Annotated in this window: 12 protein-coding genes and 1 pseudogene; 7 read left to right on the plus strand and 6 right to left on the minus strand. The window is 57.1% G+C overall.

Annotation, left to right across the window (positions count from 1 at the left end):
• Nucleotides 1-38: 38 nt before the first annotated feature.
• Complete coding sequence (locus BWR59_RS28225) at nucleotides 39-971, minus strand: hypothetical protein (RefSeq protein ID WP_081568974.1); 933 nt, start codon at nucleotides 969-971, stop codon at nucleotides 39-41.
• Between the two features lie 411 nt (nucleotides 972-1,382).
• Between BWR59_RS28225 and BWR59_RS28230 the strand changes: the two genes are divergently transcribed.
• The 3 genes from BWR59_RS28230 to BWR59_RS28240 all read left to right on the plus strand — a co-directional run bounded on the left by BWR59_RS28230 (nucleotide 1,383) and on the right by BWR59_RS28240 (nucleotide 3,259).
• A complete protein-coding gene (locus tag BWR59_RS28230; RefSeq protein ID WP_081568975.1) occupies nucleotides 1,383-1,859 on the plus strand; it encodes a GNAT family N-acetyltransferase in 477 nt (158 codons plus the stop codon).
• A 371-nt stretch (nucleotides 1,860-2,230) separates the two neighbouring features.
• A complete protein-coding gene (locus BWR59_RS28235) occupies nucleotides 2,231-2,494 on the plus strand; it encodes a DUF1652 domain-containing protein (protein WP_081568976.1) in 264 nt (87 codons plus the stop codon).
• A 357-nt stretch (nucleotides 2,495-2,851) separates the two neighbouring features.
• The gene (locus BWR59_RS28240; RefSeq protein WP_143490973.1) at nucleotides 2,852-3,259 is read left to right on the plus strand and encodes a hypothetical protein; all 408 of its coding nucleotides are present in this window, start codon (nucleotides 2,852-2,854) and stop codon (nucleotides 3,257-3,259) included.
• A gap of 7 nt (nucleotides 3,260-3,266) precedes the next feature.
• Here BWR59_RS28240 and BWR59_RS28245 read toward each other — a convergent pair whose 3' ends face one another.
• Entirely contained in the window at nucleotides 3,267-3,581 is a 315-nt protein-coding gene (locus BWR59_RS28245) for a hypothetical protein (RefSeq protein ID WP_081568978.1), read from the minus strand.
• A gap of 922 nt (nucleotides 3,582-4,503) precedes the next feature.
• On the opposite strand from BWR59_RS28245, the gene BWR59_RS28250 reads away from it, so the two are divergent.
• Nucleotides 4,504-5,934: a pyridine nucleotide-disulfide oxidoreductase gene (locus BWR59_RS28250; protein ID WP_081568979.1), complete on the plus strand. Its 1,431-nt coding sequence runs from the start codon at nucleotides 4,504-4,506 to the stop codon at nucleotides 5,932-5,934.
• Between the two features lie 201 nt (nucleotides 5,935-6,135).
• Nucleotides 6,136-7,074 carry a ketopantoate reductase family protein gene (locus tag BWR59_RS28255; RefSeq protein WP_081568980.1) on the plus strand — a complete coding sequence of 313 codons (939 nt, stop codon included), beginning with the start codon at nucleotides 6,136-6,138 and terminating at the stop codon, nucleotides 7,072-7,074.
• A gap of 113 nt (nucleotides 7,075-7,187) precedes the next feature.
• On the opposite strand, the pseudogene BWR59_RS28260 reads toward BWR59_RS28255, so the two are convergent.
• Nucleotides 7,188-7,883: pseudogene (locus tag BWR59_RS28260) on the minus strand (M20/M25/M40 family metallo-hydrolase); the annotation flags it as partial.
• A 126-nt stretch (nucleotides 7,884-8,009) separates the two neighbouring features.
• Here BWR59_RS28260 and BWR59_RS28265 point away from each other — a divergent pair.
• Complete coding sequence (locus BWR59_RS28265) at nucleotides 8,010-8,252, plus strand: DUF465 domain-containing protein (RefSeq protein ID WP_081568981.1); 243 nt, start codon at nucleotides 8,010-8,012, stop codon at nucleotides 8,250-8,252.
• A gap of 316 nt (nucleotides 8,253-8,568) precedes the next feature.
• On the opposite strand, the gene csrA is transcribed toward BWR59_RS28265, so the two are convergent.
• The 3 genes from csrA to BWR59_RS28280 form a co-directional block, all read right to left on the minus strand.
• Complete coding sequence (gene csrA, locus BWR59_RS28270; protein ID WP_062380972.1) at nucleotides 8,569-8,757, minus strand: carbon storage regulator CsrA; 189 nt, start codon at nucleotides 8,755-8,757, stop codon at nucleotides 8,569-8,571.
• Nucleotides 8,758-9,274: 517 nt separating this feature from the next.
• Nucleotides 9,275-10,627 carry a GntP family permease gene (locus tag BWR59_RS28275; RefSeq protein ID WP_081568982.1) on the minus strand — a complete coding sequence of 451 codons (1,353 nt, stop codon included), beginning with the start codon at nucleotides 10,625-10,627 and terminating at the stop codon, nucleotides 9,275-9,277.
• A 114-nt stretch (nucleotides 10,628-10,741) separates the two neighbouring features.
• On the minus strand, nucleotides 10,742-11,257 hold the full coding sequence (locus BWR59_RS28280; RefSeq protein WP_081568983.1) for a gluconokinase: 516 nt from the start codon (nucleotides 11,255-11,257) through the stop codon (nucleotides 10,742-10,744).
• A 274-nt stretch (nucleotides 11,258-11,531) separates the two neighbouring features.
• On the opposite strand from BWR59_RS28280, the gene BWR59_RS28285 reads away from it, so the two are divergent.
• Nucleotides 11,532-12,548, plus strand: a complete 1,017-nt coding sequence (locus BWR59_RS28285; protein WP_081568984.1) for a LacI family DNA-binding transcriptional regulator — start codon at nucleotides 11,532-11,534, stop codon at nucleotides 12,546-12,548.
• Nucleotides 12,549-12,862: the final 314 nt, after the last annotated feature.

Raw genomic sequence — 12,862 nt, forward strand, 5'->3', positions numbered from 1 at the left:
CACAGCAGTAATGAGCGCATGACAATTCTCCTTGATACTCAGCGGATGTTGGAAGTGGTGGTGTAGGCACGGGTCTCGACGTAGGTCACCGCGTCACGACGACGGCCACCCCAGATCGCTGCAAGGCTGGCGACGAAGGCACCGCAGAGCAGGGCGACGAAGGTCCACAAGGCGCTCATGGCCGCAACTTTGGCGGCGGTTTCAGCAGCCTGTTGCGCTTTCAGCTTGGCGTCTGCCACAGCTTGCTTGGCTTGGCCATAAACTTGATCGACACGCGCCTGTGCGTCGGCCTGGCTGAGGTTGGTCCGTTGCGCCACCAGTTGCGCCAGATAATTGCGATCTTCAGTTGCCAGGTTGCCGTCGTTGGCCAGGGTCTTGGTAAAGATGCGCACCACTACACCGCGAGCGGCGTCGTCGCTGACAGCGGCAGGGCGATCGTCGCGGAACAGCGTGTCAACGAAGTAGCCATATTGATCGCTGCTGGTGTTGCCTGCGGCGCTGCCAGCTGCAACGGCTGCAGTACCGGCTACTCCGGCCACCGCACTTGCCCCGGCCTTGACGCCACTGCCGACGATGCCGCTGACCGAACCAACGATCAGGACTGCCGCAACCAAAGTGGCGACTGCCCAGGACAGGAAGCCGTGAGCGGTATCGCGGAAGTACACTTCATCACCGTGCATGTTCGACCACTTCACCCGCAGCCGACCGGCCAGATAACCGCCCAGACCAGAGGCGATGATTTGCGTCAGCGCCAGCCAGACTACGGTTGAAATTCCAATTGTTTTCGCGCTTGCGCCTTCGCTGGCCCACGGCGACATCGCCGAAAAGCCCAGCCCGGAGCCCAGCAGAACGAGAATCAGGGATAACGCAGCGGCCCCCGCGGCACCGGCAAAGATCGCACCCCAGGACACACCCGAGGTATTGGCAGACTCTTCTACAGCGGCAGGATAAGAATCAGGGGTGACGTTCATTGTTGTGCTGCTCCGTGCGAGTAGTTTTATGACTTCGCAGGAAAGATTGCAGCGCCCGTGCCATTTCTGTTTGTGAATAAATGTCTTTGGTTATCAACTGGTTATGAATTTTCTGAAACGACCGGTTCATGCATTTTGCATGAAAGCCTCGCACACCACGGGCGTTCTGCCCGGTCCGTGGAAGTTCAATCTGGTCAGTGGCTTGCAATGGGTTTTTCGTGTGCCCACGCAACCGTTGGAAACATCTGGGGACTATTTTTCCAGATTCGTTGTCTGATGCGGTCTGCAGTGCAACCGGTGACAGCCGCACTGACATATAAATGTGCGTTTACCCTGCTGCAGTAATGTCTTGGTGCCAGTGTATAGCCTATAGTTTGCGCTCGGCTCCCGTTTCTTCGAGAGGTAATAGTCATGTTTCTACATCGTCCCCTGGAAGAAAAAGACATCCCGGCGGTGTGCGATATGCCACAGAGCGTCGACGAGCTTTTTTACATGTTCCCCAAGGCGGTTTTCCCGCTGACCCCCCAGCAGCTGAGCGATGCGATCGAGCAGCGCTCGGACAACACCGTGATCGAACTGGATGGGAATGTGGTGGGGTTCGCCAATTTCTCACGCTATGACTTTCGCGGGCGTTGCTCGATGGGCAATGTGATTATCGCCCCTAACGCCCGCTCCAAAGGGGTCGGTCGCTACATGATCGGCTGCATGATGGAGCTGGCATTCGGCAAGCACGAGGCCAAGGAGTTGACCGCATCCTGCTTCAATCACAACGTGCCTGGGCTCCTGTTCTATCCGAAGCTGGGTTTCAAGCCCTTCGCGATCGAGGAGCGCCTGGACAAGAAAGGCAATCGGGTGGCGTTGATCCATCTGCGTTTGCCCCACGGCTGAGACCCGTCACGTCATTCGTCGGCCAGCTTTACAGTTGCCGACGAATGGATGCCCTCAAAAGAAGCCTGCGCGCGACTTTTCGACGCTGCCGATCACTGGCTTTCGTAATAAACGCCTTGTTTTTTCCGCGGGTTGACGCTGATGAAACGTTTTTTCAGGGCCGCTGTTTATTATTTCCCCGCCTCATAGCACGGCCACTCCCCAAGTTGCTTCAATTTGGGGCGAGGCGTATAACTTAGAGCATTCGCCAATGGCCACGAGGTTTATGTGACGAATCGGGATGAGCTGTTTGTTATAAGGAAGCGGCTATGACACGTTAGGCGAGCGACTGTGCAAGTGGTGACAGGGACCGCCTCTGGAGGTATTACCCAATGATTGCATGCACACTTTCCAATCTTGAATTGCGCAGTATTATCGAAAGTGCATTCCTGCCCATGCGCTGCAACTGCATGGTCATTGACGACACCATGACGGTAGAAGTCATCGACCCTCTCACCGAGCGTGTGGAGCTTCTGGCAAGCGGTATAGCGCTGGATCGCCTGGACACCAGTCGCGCACTCTGTGAACTGATCTCGGAGTTGCGCGCCGACCTGCACAACACTCAACTCATGCATCGGCACGCGCTGGCCAGTTAAGTCGCACGTACCGCATTATATGGAGTAAACGCCCATGGTGCACTTTGCGTCATGGGCGTTTTAATTAACGGTAGTTATAACTTCTTCTCCACGGCGGGTATTGCTACAACGGCAGCTTCCACTTTGCCTTATTTGGATGGTCGGCTCTGTCACGCGTTGCGTAGTATCGTGCTCCCTAATGGATGAACGTGACATACGGGTTATTTGTTGAGCGAATTGTGTCTGGTCAGACACACCTGGCAATCAGTCGAGCGTACTGAAGGTCGAGCCGCAGATTGCTATGGTAAAGGACGCATGAACCTTTTATCTTTAGGCCGCATGGGCGGGCAACCGTCGACTTCGATTCAAGGGGAATGCATGGCTGACTCTCAGCCCGATACCCATGGACTGCCAGAGGGTATCGATATCAAGCGGGTGCTCCGAAGACGCAAGGTGATGGTATGCCTCGGATTGCTGCTGGCAATTGTCGTGGTCTGCGTGGCGGCCATTGTGTTGATGCTGCAACGCCTGGAAGCCAGGAACGCCAGTTTCCAACCGCCGATGACTGAGCTGGAGCGCCAACGTCTGCTGCCCCAGGATCCAGTCCTTCAAGCGGCGCCCATGATCGATGGCCTGCGCTACGGCAATCAGCTGGATCTCAAAGCGGGTGACATCACCACCCCGGAAGACTTACAGCACGTCGGTCATGTGCCACTCAGCGAGGCGGTGATGCTTCAGGGCAACGACCTGCGTGCCGACGCTCTCCAGACCGGCCAACGCCCGTAGCGCCTCCTCAGTGCACCCGACGGCGGTGCTGGTTCTCGAACAGCAACTTGAAATGCTCCTCACCTCCATCGTCGATTGCGTAATGCTCGCGAATCGGCCCTGCCTCGATGCGGCCATCCATTGCTATGCGAATGATGGCGGATTTAGACAGATAGTCCGGCACGTCTCCGATGATTGTAAGCTCTCGCAGCGTATGGCCGTCCTGTTCGACGGTTGCCAGCCTGACCCTGCAAGTCGCCTGCATGGGGATGGGACCGAAGAGTGTCTCTCGTGAGTAGTCGATTTCGGCAATGCTGGACCGACGATTTCTATCAGCATTCATGGCGACGACCTCCATATCAATTCAAAAGTGAGCCTAAGCCTGATAATGGAGCGGGATCTGCTTGAAATAGTTCTGTTTTTTTTACCGCAGGTGTGACCGTTCATCGGCCTTCAATGTCCAGGTGAGTTGTCCCTCGCTGGCGGCTCGGCATCGAGTGAAAAACTGGCGTCATTATTTTGAAGAGTCGGCGTATTTAGTTCAACTAAAGAGAAAGTTTCGCGTTTGAAAATTTATAACTTTAAGCGGCGACAAAATTCCGGCAAGTTGCAGTAACGGATGCGTGAGGAAACATCGCGTCTTAGTTTTCAATCGGCGGAAGTGTCCATTTTTGATTTTATAAATGCATGACGATCATTCGAAGCTACATAATCCCGGCGTCAATAAATAATCTCCTGTTAAAACAGTTAGTTGCGTGCCTTGATTCATATTTTCTCGATTTTCTCGAAAATTTGACACTCACGGACTTTTTTGAAATTATCACTCTACGTTTTTCCTCTTGTAATAGTTTGTAATAGATCGCGCGGTCCATCGACTGCACACCCGAAATGCTTGATCCAGGGCGCTTGGCGAAATGGCGGTAGCGTCCGCAAGCGGATGAACTCAGGGTGCAGAAGTTGGTAGGGCGCTATCTATCCCCTTCTCAGACACTCGTTACATGCGGGCCTTCCCCCGTGTTGTCCGCGAATGTTGGCTCACCTCGCCGTTTGAACATGTGGCGCTATTGCGTTCTCTCTTAGCCAGCGACCGACAGGCTCAGCTGTGCGGTAGCCATGCCTCATCGTTCTGCTGTTCGTTAGTTGTATCCAGTTCCACATAAATAAACAGAAGTCGCGTCAGGGCGGGCAGCTGGCTGTGCCTGTTATTCAGGGCCCGGAACTATTTTGGGCTGCGCTTAATGCATCGACAGTTTGGAGTCACGATTATGTATGGAGATCATCTGGAAACCGTTTGCGGTTGCGTAGTAGGGGGAGCCGGACCAGCAGGGATGGGGTTGCTTTTCAATGCCTTGAAGAGCGGTGCCATGCCTGAGCTGGCCAAGGAAGGCCTAATCATTGTCGATGCGAGCCCCAATCCCGGTACTGGGCGATTGGGTGAATACCGGATCACCGCCAACTCGGTGGGCGACGTCTTCCTTGATTGCCTGCGCGATCCCGCATTGCGCGACGTATTCGAGCCGCTTGAGCATTCACCGGCCTACTGGCGTATCCGCCGTCAGGCGCAAAGCGCTCCGCAGTTGGCGGATGTGGCTGAGCTCCTGGCCGAAGCCTCGACCTTGGTGCTGGACTTCATCGTCGAGCATTACGGGGTCAAGTTGTGGACCAGTACCACCATTACCGAAGTGGTACAGGAAGACGATGAATATCAGGTGTGGGTAGAGTCCGAAGGCCGAACCCGCCGTATTCGCTGCCGTGCTGTCGTCCTCAATCTGGGTGGCCGCCAGGACCCGCAACATCTGCTTAATAGCCTGGCCGATCAGGGCCTGGCCGTGTCGCCTGCTGCCAAGGTGCAAAGCGCGGATGCGCTGTTGCGCATGAACGGGGTACAGTTGCGCGATTACTTTGCAGCGACCCTGGCGCGCAATGGGCGGGTGAGTGTCGTGGGTGGCTCTCACAGCGCGTTCTCTGTGTTGGAGAACCTTGCCGATGCGCTGGAGTTTGCGGGGCTCAAAGAGGTGACATTGGTGCATCGGTCACCTATCAGGCTGTTTTACGAGACTGCTCAAGCGGCTGCCCAAGCGGGTTATGCGTTTGATCCGCTGAAAGACGTCTGCCCGGTTTCCGGTCGGGTCAATCGTTCCGGCGGTTTGCGCTACCGTGCGCTGGATGTAGGGCGCGAGGCTCTGGCGAACGGGCATATCGGCAAAACCGGCGTGCGGGTCAAGCTGCTGCAGACCCAGAACGGCCCGGAAGGTCACTTCGAGAGCGCGCGCCAAGCTTTGGCCGAGTCCGAGGTGGTAGTGCAATGCACCGGGTATCAGCCGTTGCTGCCAGCCTTGAATTATGTCGGCGGTGGAGCGATCAGCCTGATGGAAGTCAAGGGCGGGCTGGATTCCGATCCGTCCGGGTGCCCGCTCGACAGCAATGGTCAGCGTCTTTACGGCCTGCATCTGTTTGGTCTGGGTGCGGGCCTGGGTGTCGATCCGCGCCTGGGCAGTGAGGCGTCCTTTGATGGTCGTATCTATGGCGTCTGGCAGTTCCATCATGATGCCAGCGGCGCAGTGATCGATGCCGTGCTGGCGCGTCTGCAGCAGCCGGTGATTCAGCCGATCAGCCTCGCTCGCCGACTGGTAGCCAATCGCGAAGAACAGCGTTTGCCATTCCTCTGGCCGGCCATGGCCAACGCGCAATCCTGACGAGCACTGCATGACCTGTGTCCCGGACCGCCATCGAGCGGTCCGGGATTTTTTTTTGTCTGGTTTTCCCGCAACGCGCAACTGCACCGTCTGGAAAAACAATATGTTGGTCATCATTCAGCTTTTGGATAGAGTCTGCGCATTCATCTATTCTGGGTTGTTCGGACCCCTCTGATTGACTCGACAAGGAACCGACAGAACATGCGTATTTTGATCGTGGGTGCGGGAGCGATAGGTGGCTATTTCGGCGGGCGGCTGCTTGAGGCCGGACGCGATGTCACATTTCTGGTCCGCCCCGGGCGGGCCGAGGAGCTTGATCGCGACGGCCTGGTCGTCCGTAGCCCCTTGGGCAATATTCTCTATCCGTCGCCGCCCCACGTCATGACGCCGATGCTGGACCAGACGTTCGATCTGATCCTGCTCAGTTGCAAGGCCTATGATCTGGATGGCGCCATGGACTCGTTCGCCGCCGCTGTCGGGCCCGACACGCTGATTCTTCCGCTGCTTAACGGCATGGCCCATCTGGACCGTCTGGCCGAGCGCTTTGAGCCAGAGCATGTGTTGGGTGGGCAATGCCTGATTTCACTGGATCGCGATGCATCCGGGGCGATTCTGCATCTTAATGACACCAACCAGTTGTCGTTCGGCGAACTGAGCGGAGCGCTTACCCCCCGTATCCTGAAGGTGGCGGAAGCCTTGGCCGACGCGGGCTTTGACGCCAACCTGAGTCAGCAGATTGTTCAGGAGATGTGGGAAAAGTGGTGTTTCATCGCGACCGGGGCGGGCATTACCGGTTCGATGCGCGCCAGTATCGGTGATGTGATCTCCAGTAATGGCGAAGCGCTGGTGCTCAAGCTGCTGGCTGAATGCGCCAGTGTGGCCGAGCATGCGGGCTACGCAATCCGCAGCGACGTCCGTCAGCGGTTCCAGAACATGCTGACGACCAAAGGCTCAAAGATGACGGCGTCGATGCTGCGGGATATCGAGCGTGGCGCGCCGATCGAGGTCGAGCATGTGATCGGCGACATGATTGCCCGGCGTTCCAGTTCTGACAAACATGCCAAGGGCCTGACGGCGATTGACTTCGTGTATCTGCACCTCAAGGCCTATGAAGCGCGGCGGGTGAGGGAAGAGGGGTGATCAAGAGAAATTACGAATGATCCGTAGCCGTCCGTCTTGGTGGCGGTGACGCTTGAGGTATCGCCACCGCCGACCACTCGTGCTGCTACAGAACTTTCAAGCTGTGAATCACATCACTTGGCCTTTGCAAGCTCCATGATCATCCGCGTCAGCAAATAAATCCTCGGCGATACGCTGTCCACCTCGGCGTATTCCTCCGGCGTATGAATATTGCCGCCGACAATGCCGAAGCCGTCCAGCGTCGGCACGCCCACCCCCGCCGACAAACTGGCATCCGCCGCGCCGCCGCTGCCCTCGATGGTCAGCTTCTTGCCGATTTCGCCGTAGATGCCCTGGGCCATTGCCACCAGTTTGTCCGACTCCGGCGTCTGCGGCATCGGCGGCAGACCTCTGAGCAAATGAGTGGTGACTTCGGTTTCAGGAATCAGCTTGTCGGCTGAAACCCGCGCCAGATCCTTCTCGATCCGATCGAACTCTTCAGGGACTGCCGCGCGTACGTCGGCCTTGGCGGTGGCCTGATCCGGAATCACGTTGACCCGGTCGCCTGCATTGAGCACGGTGAAGTTGATGGTGGTTTTCTTCTCTGCGTCCCCCAGTTTGCCCAATTGCAGAATCTGGTGCGCGACCTCCATCGCCGCATTACGCCCAAGCTCTGGTGCCACTCCGGCATGAGAGGCCTTGCCCTTGACCTCGACCACCGCTATAGCGCTGCCTTTGCGCCAGACCACCAAGCCATCCGCCGGACGACCCGGCTCCAGGTTCAAGGTGACGTCGTGCTGTTTGGCGACCTTCTGGATCAGCTCGGTGGCGGCAGTATGTCGAAATGCGACGCGGAGTGTGATCGTCAGTGCGTCGAACTAAATGCAGAAACGCCGAACCTTTGCGGTGAGCTACCCTCAATAATTCAACATCAGTTGTCAGAGGAGAAGCGCACCATGCCGGTCAAGCACGATTTGTATGCGGATTTGAGTATCACCAAGGATGAGTTGATCAAGCTGCGCGGTAAGGATGCCAAGCTCAACCATCTGGTCGATCAGTACGATGCGATCGACGCCGACATCGTCAAGGCGGAAGCCGGATCGGCAGGCGATGTATCAGATGATCAGTTGAAAAAACTCAAGGAGAAGCGGCTGTTGGCCAAAGACAAGATCGTCCAGCAAGTGACCTCTACAGGCTGATATATCTTTTATCAACGAATGCTGAAGCGGCTGGTTTTCCACGGAAGAACAGCCGTTTTTTTGTGCCCGTCGTTTAGGAAAAAAGTGTATTAACGTGTAGGACGTAATCGTCGAGCCGCGGAATAGAGCGGTTGAGGAATTGGAAACGCACAAGTAACGTCCAGCCTGCTTACTTGGTCAGCAACCCATTCAATAAACGAACGTTAATGGATCCAAAAGTTCAGACGAAAAAAAACGGCGCCTGGGCGAACGCCGTTTGATTTTAGCTGCCGTCGGGTAACGGCAGACTAGCGACTAAGAGGATGAACCGGGGGCTTCATTGGGGCTCTTGGTTCGGTGCGATCTCGGCTTGAATACGTTTGTAGATTTCTTCGCGGTGTACTGAAACATTTTTCGGAGCGTTGATGCCGAGTCTCACTTGAAGACCCTGTACGCCCAGAATGGTGACGGTGATTTCGTCACCGATGTTTATGCTTTCGCCGACTTTGCGGGTGAGTATCAACATAATCTTTTCCTTGATGGCCTCTTGAAGCGCCTCTACCAGGAGGCTGGCGTTAGCCTTTGGGTGATGGTGTTGCCGAGTGCATCCAAATGCGTCTGTCAGTATGACGCCCTTGGCACGCTTTTAATTCCCCAGGTTCATCTTCTTGTCATTGGTTTGGGTTCTCCTGAGGCCAAACGGCATGCGAATGTTGCCTGCTTTTGGCAGCAAATCCCCGTAGCGATTGGCTATAACCCTGATAGCCGAGTCCGGGGCGGCGCCTATTGCACACTCCTTTCGCATTTATTGCAAAGAACTCGTGCCAAGCGGCGATGAAATTTTCATTAGATTGCCATGTACGTGATCTCCTAGAGGAGTGTAGGAGAGTTCCGAATTGCGCGAGGGCAAAGTGACATAAGTTTAAGCGAATCAGCGACAAGCTGTCGGATTGCGCGTATCGGCGCAGTAATCGAAGGGATTTGAGCGGGGCAGAAACGACATGCCCACCTCAAGGGTGGGCATGGGTGCAGCAGTCAGGGAATCAGACCACCAGCGACAACAGCATGATCAGGATGATACCGACGACGGACAGGATGGTTTCCATCACGGTCCAGGTCTTCAGGGTCTCAGTCACGGTCATGTTGAAGTATTGCTTCACCAGCCAGAAGCCAGCGTCGTTGACGTGGGACAGGATCAACGAACCCGCGCCAGTCGCCAGGACCAGCAACTCACGGTTTACGCCCGGCACCATCGCCACGACCGGCGCGACGATACCGGCACCGGTGATGGTTGCCACGGTTGCCGAACCGGTTGCCACACGGATGACCGCAGCCACCAGCCACGCCAGTAGAATCGGCGAGATCTGCGCCTGTACGGCCATGTGACCGATCAGGTTGCCGACGCCGCTGTCTACCAGCATCTGCTTGAAGCCACCGCCCGCACCGACGATCAGCACGATAGCAGCCACTGGCGCCAGGCTCTGGTCCAGCAGCTTGATGATCTGGTCGCGGCTGAAGCCACGAGCCGAGCCGAAGGTGTAGAACGCCAGCAGCAGGGCGAACAGCAGGGCAGCGATCGGGTGACCGATGAAGTCCATCCAGATGCGGAAGATATGGCCGGTCGGCAGCGCGACGTCGGCGAAGGTCTTCAGCAGCATCAGGAACACCGGCAGCAGAATCGTGATCAGGGTGATCGCGAAGCTTGGCAGGTTTTCGTTGGTCGACTCTTTGGCAATCTGGTCCATCAGCTCTTTGGAAGGATTGCCCGGAATGTACTTGGCGATCCATTTGCCGTAGATCGGACCGGCAATAATCGCAGTAGGAAATGCGACGATCAGACCGTAGAAAATGGTCTTGCCGATGTCAGCATTGAAGATGCCGATAGCCAGCAACGGGCCCGGGTGCGGCGGCACCAGACCGTGAACGGCGGACAGACCGGCGAGCAGCGGGATACCGATCTTGACGATGGACACGCCGCTGCGACGGGCAACGATGAACACCAGCGGGATCAGCAGCACGAAGCCGATTTCGAAGAACAGCGGGATACCGACCAGGAAGGCCGAAAACATCATGGCCCAGTGCACCTTATCCTTGCCGAAGCGGCGGATCAGGGTCTGTGCGATCTGGTCGGCACCGCCGGAATCAGCCATCAGCTTACCGAGCATGGTGCCCAGGCCAAGGATGATACCGACGAAGCCCAATACGCCACCGAAGCCGTCCTGGAACGATTTCATGACTTTGTCGACCGGCATCCCGGAGGTCAGCCCGAGAAAACCCGCGGCGATGGTCAGTGCAATAAAAGGGTGGACTTTGAACTTGGTGATCAGCAGCACAAGGCCGATGATGGTCACCAACGCATCGACGAGTAGATACGTGTCTTGAGTCATACCAAACATGGGGTGTCTCTCCGTTGTATTTTGTTTTTTTGGAGCTACTGCTCAACGCTGCCGTTCACTACCCTGTGCACACAAAAGACAGCGCTATCTTTGTCGCTCACGCCGGACTGACGCTCAAGAGCCGGTGAGAGCGGTGGCAGATTCGGTTTGCGATGCCTGCCACCAGGTGGCCGCTTCGGCACCGATGGTTTCGATCGATTTGGTGGCATCGACGACCAGCGTGCGGTCTTCGCCGTAAGGGGCTTCGAGCGTCGCGAACTGGCTGTCGACCAGGCTGGCCGGCATGAAATGCCCCGGACGGTGCGAGCAACGCTCGGTCGCCAGCTCCTTGGTCAGCTCCAGAAACACGAAACCCAGGCCCGGCACGGCAGCGCGCAGACGGTCGCGGTAAATGAGCTTGAGAGAGGAGCAAGTCAGGATCGGCTTTTCGCCATTGCTGAGGGCCTTTGCGACTTCTTCGCCGAGGCGGGTCAGCCAGCCGGCGCGATCATCGTCGTTCAAAGGATGGCCAGCGCTCATCTTGTCGATGTTGGCCTGCGGGTGAAAGGCATCACCTTCAATCAGGCGGCCACCACTGTTCTTGGCGATTTCAGCGCCGACGGCGCTTTTGCCGCAGCCGGAAACACCCATTACCACGACGGCGGATATTGCATTTGGAGCAGTAGTCATAAAAACCTCGTCCCGAAGACAGCGCTGTCTTTGCCGGATGGTGTGCAAGACCGGCAAGGCTGTTTCCGGGTGTAGTCATTGTTATGGGTATCTCGCTGATCCATGAGATGCACTTTTACACCGGTCGTTGGACGATCGAAGAAAGTTGCGGGCCTCCGTGAGATAGCGCTACCTTAGAGCCCATCCGAGACAATCGCAACCCCTTCAGCTTTTCCTTCCAATCAGTTGGCAACGCATGACACGCATTGGTTCCCGCTCCACCGGTCGTCCCACTCTCAACGAAGTCGCGAAACTGGCCGCAGTTTCCCCGATTACCGCCTCCAGAGCCCTGCGTGGCGTGGCGACGGTGGCACCGGAGCTGGTGGAGAAAGTCCGCACTGCTGCGCAAAGTCTAGGCTATGTCGCCAACCCTGCCGCGCGAGCGTTGGCGTCGTCGCAAAGTCAGTCGGTGGTGGTGCTGGTGCCCTCGTTGTCCAACCAGTTGTTCATCGAAACCCTGGAGGCGATTCAGACCGTGCTGCGCCCGCGCGGGCTGGAAGTGGTGATCGGCAACTATCACTACTCGCCTATAGAAGAAGAGAACCTTTTGCGCAGTCATCTGGCGAACCGCCCGCGTGGCATCCTGCTCACCGGTTTCGACCGCAGTCAGGCGGCGCAACAGTTGCTCGCCGCCAGCGGCGTACCCTGCGTACACATGATGGAACTGGACCCGACCCGCGCCGAGCCGTGCGTGGGGTTTTCTCAACAACAAGCCGGTGCTGAAGCGGCTCGGCATCTGTTGAGCCGCGGACGTCGGCGTCTGGCCTATGTGTCGGCGCAGCTGGATCCACGGGTGATTCAGCGCGGTACGGGGTTTCGCACGGCGCTGGAAGCCGAAGGGCTTTACGATCAAACCTTGCAGATGGCCTCGCCGCTGCCTTCGTCAATCGGCCTGGGAGGGGAGTTGTTTGCGCGTCTGCTGGCTGAGCACCCAGACGTTGACGGGGTGTTTTTCTGCAACGACGACCTGGCTCAAGGGGCTGCTCTCGAGGCGTTGCGCCGTGGGATCAAAATTCCTGAACAGGTGTCGCTGATCGGTTTCAATGACCTGCCAGGCTCTGCGCACATGGTGCCGCGCCTGACGTCGATTCGTACGCCACGTGAAGAAGTGGGCCAGCGCGCCGCGCAACTGCTGCTGGGGCTGCTGGATGGCAATGTGCAGCAGGCTCAGGTGGATCTGGGGTTTGAGTTGGTGGTGCGGGAGAGTACCTGACTCTGATCTCCTGACCGCCCGGATTTCAGGGGGGGCACAACTCTGTGGAAGTTTCTGGGGGTTACGACGGTGGCGAAAGCGGTGTGTCAGTGACACCGCATTCGCCACCGTCGTAACCTCCGGCAGCTCCCACAGGTATTGTGTCATCGCGGACGATTTCTGACTCGATCAAACCGCTGATCTGATCGTTCCCACGCTCCGCGTGGTAACGCCGCCCTAGAAGCTCTGCGTCCAGCCGTGGTGACGCAGAGTGACACATGATGCATGCCCACGCAGAGCGTGGGCACGATCATCTACCGAACGATTTCTCCCCC

It is taken from the genome of Pseudomonas sp. Bc-h (assembly GCF_002080045.1).
GTDB lineage: Bacteria > Pseudomonadota > Gammaproteobacteria > Pseudomonadales > Pseudomonadaceae > Aquipseudomonas.

Bases quoted from the DNA above. Each gene is read 5' to 3' on its own strand.
- BWR59_RS28240 (WP_143490973.1), top strand. From the start codon at position 2,852: ATGGCTGACTCTCAGCCCGATACCCATGGACTGCCAGAGGGTATCGAT.
- BWR59_RS28255 (WP_081568980.1), top strand. From the start codon at position 6,136: ATGCGTATTTTGATCGTGGGTGCGGGAGCGATAGGTGGCTATTTCGGC.
- BWR59_RS28250 (WP_081568979.1), top strand. From the start codon at position 4,504: ATGTATGGAGATCATCTGGAAACCGTTTGCGGTTGCGTAGTAGGGGGA.
- BWR59_RS28265 (WP_081568981.1), top strand. From the start codon at position 8,010: ATGCCGGTCAAGCACGATTTGTATGCGGATTTGAGTATCACCAAGGAT.
- BWR59_RS28245 (WP_081568978.1), bottom strand. From the start codon at position 3,581: ATGAATGCTGATAGAAATCGTCGGTCCAGCATTGCCGAAATCGACTAC.
- BWR59_RS28275 (WP_081568982.1), bottom strand. From the start codon at position 10,627: ATGTTTGGTATGACTCAAGACACGTATCTACTCGTCGATGCGTTGGTG.
- BWR59_RS28280 (WP_081568983.1), bottom strand. From the start codon at position 11,257: ATGGGTGTTTCCGGCTGCGGCAAAAGCGCCGTCGGCGCTGAAATCGCC.
- BWR59_RS28230 (WP_081568975.1), top strand. From the start codon at position 1,383: ATGTTTCTACATCGTCCCCTGGAAGAAAAAGACATCCCGGCGGTGTGC.
- BWR59_RS28235 (WP_081568976.1), top strand. From the start codon at position 2,231: ATGATTGCATGCACACTTTCCAATCTTGAATTGCGCAGTATTATCGAA.
- csrA (WP_062380972.1), bottom strand. From the start codon at position 8,757: ATGTTGATACTCACCCGCAAAGTCGGCGAAAGCATAAACATCGGTGAC.
- BWR59_RS28285 (WP_081568984.1), top strand. From the start codon at position 11,532: ATGACACGCATTGGTTCCCGCTCCACCGGTCGTCCCACTCTCAACGAA.
- BWR59_RS28225 (WP_081568974.1), bottom strand. From the start codon at position 971: ATGAACGTCACCCCTGATTCTTATCCTGCCGCTGTAGAAGAGTCTGCC.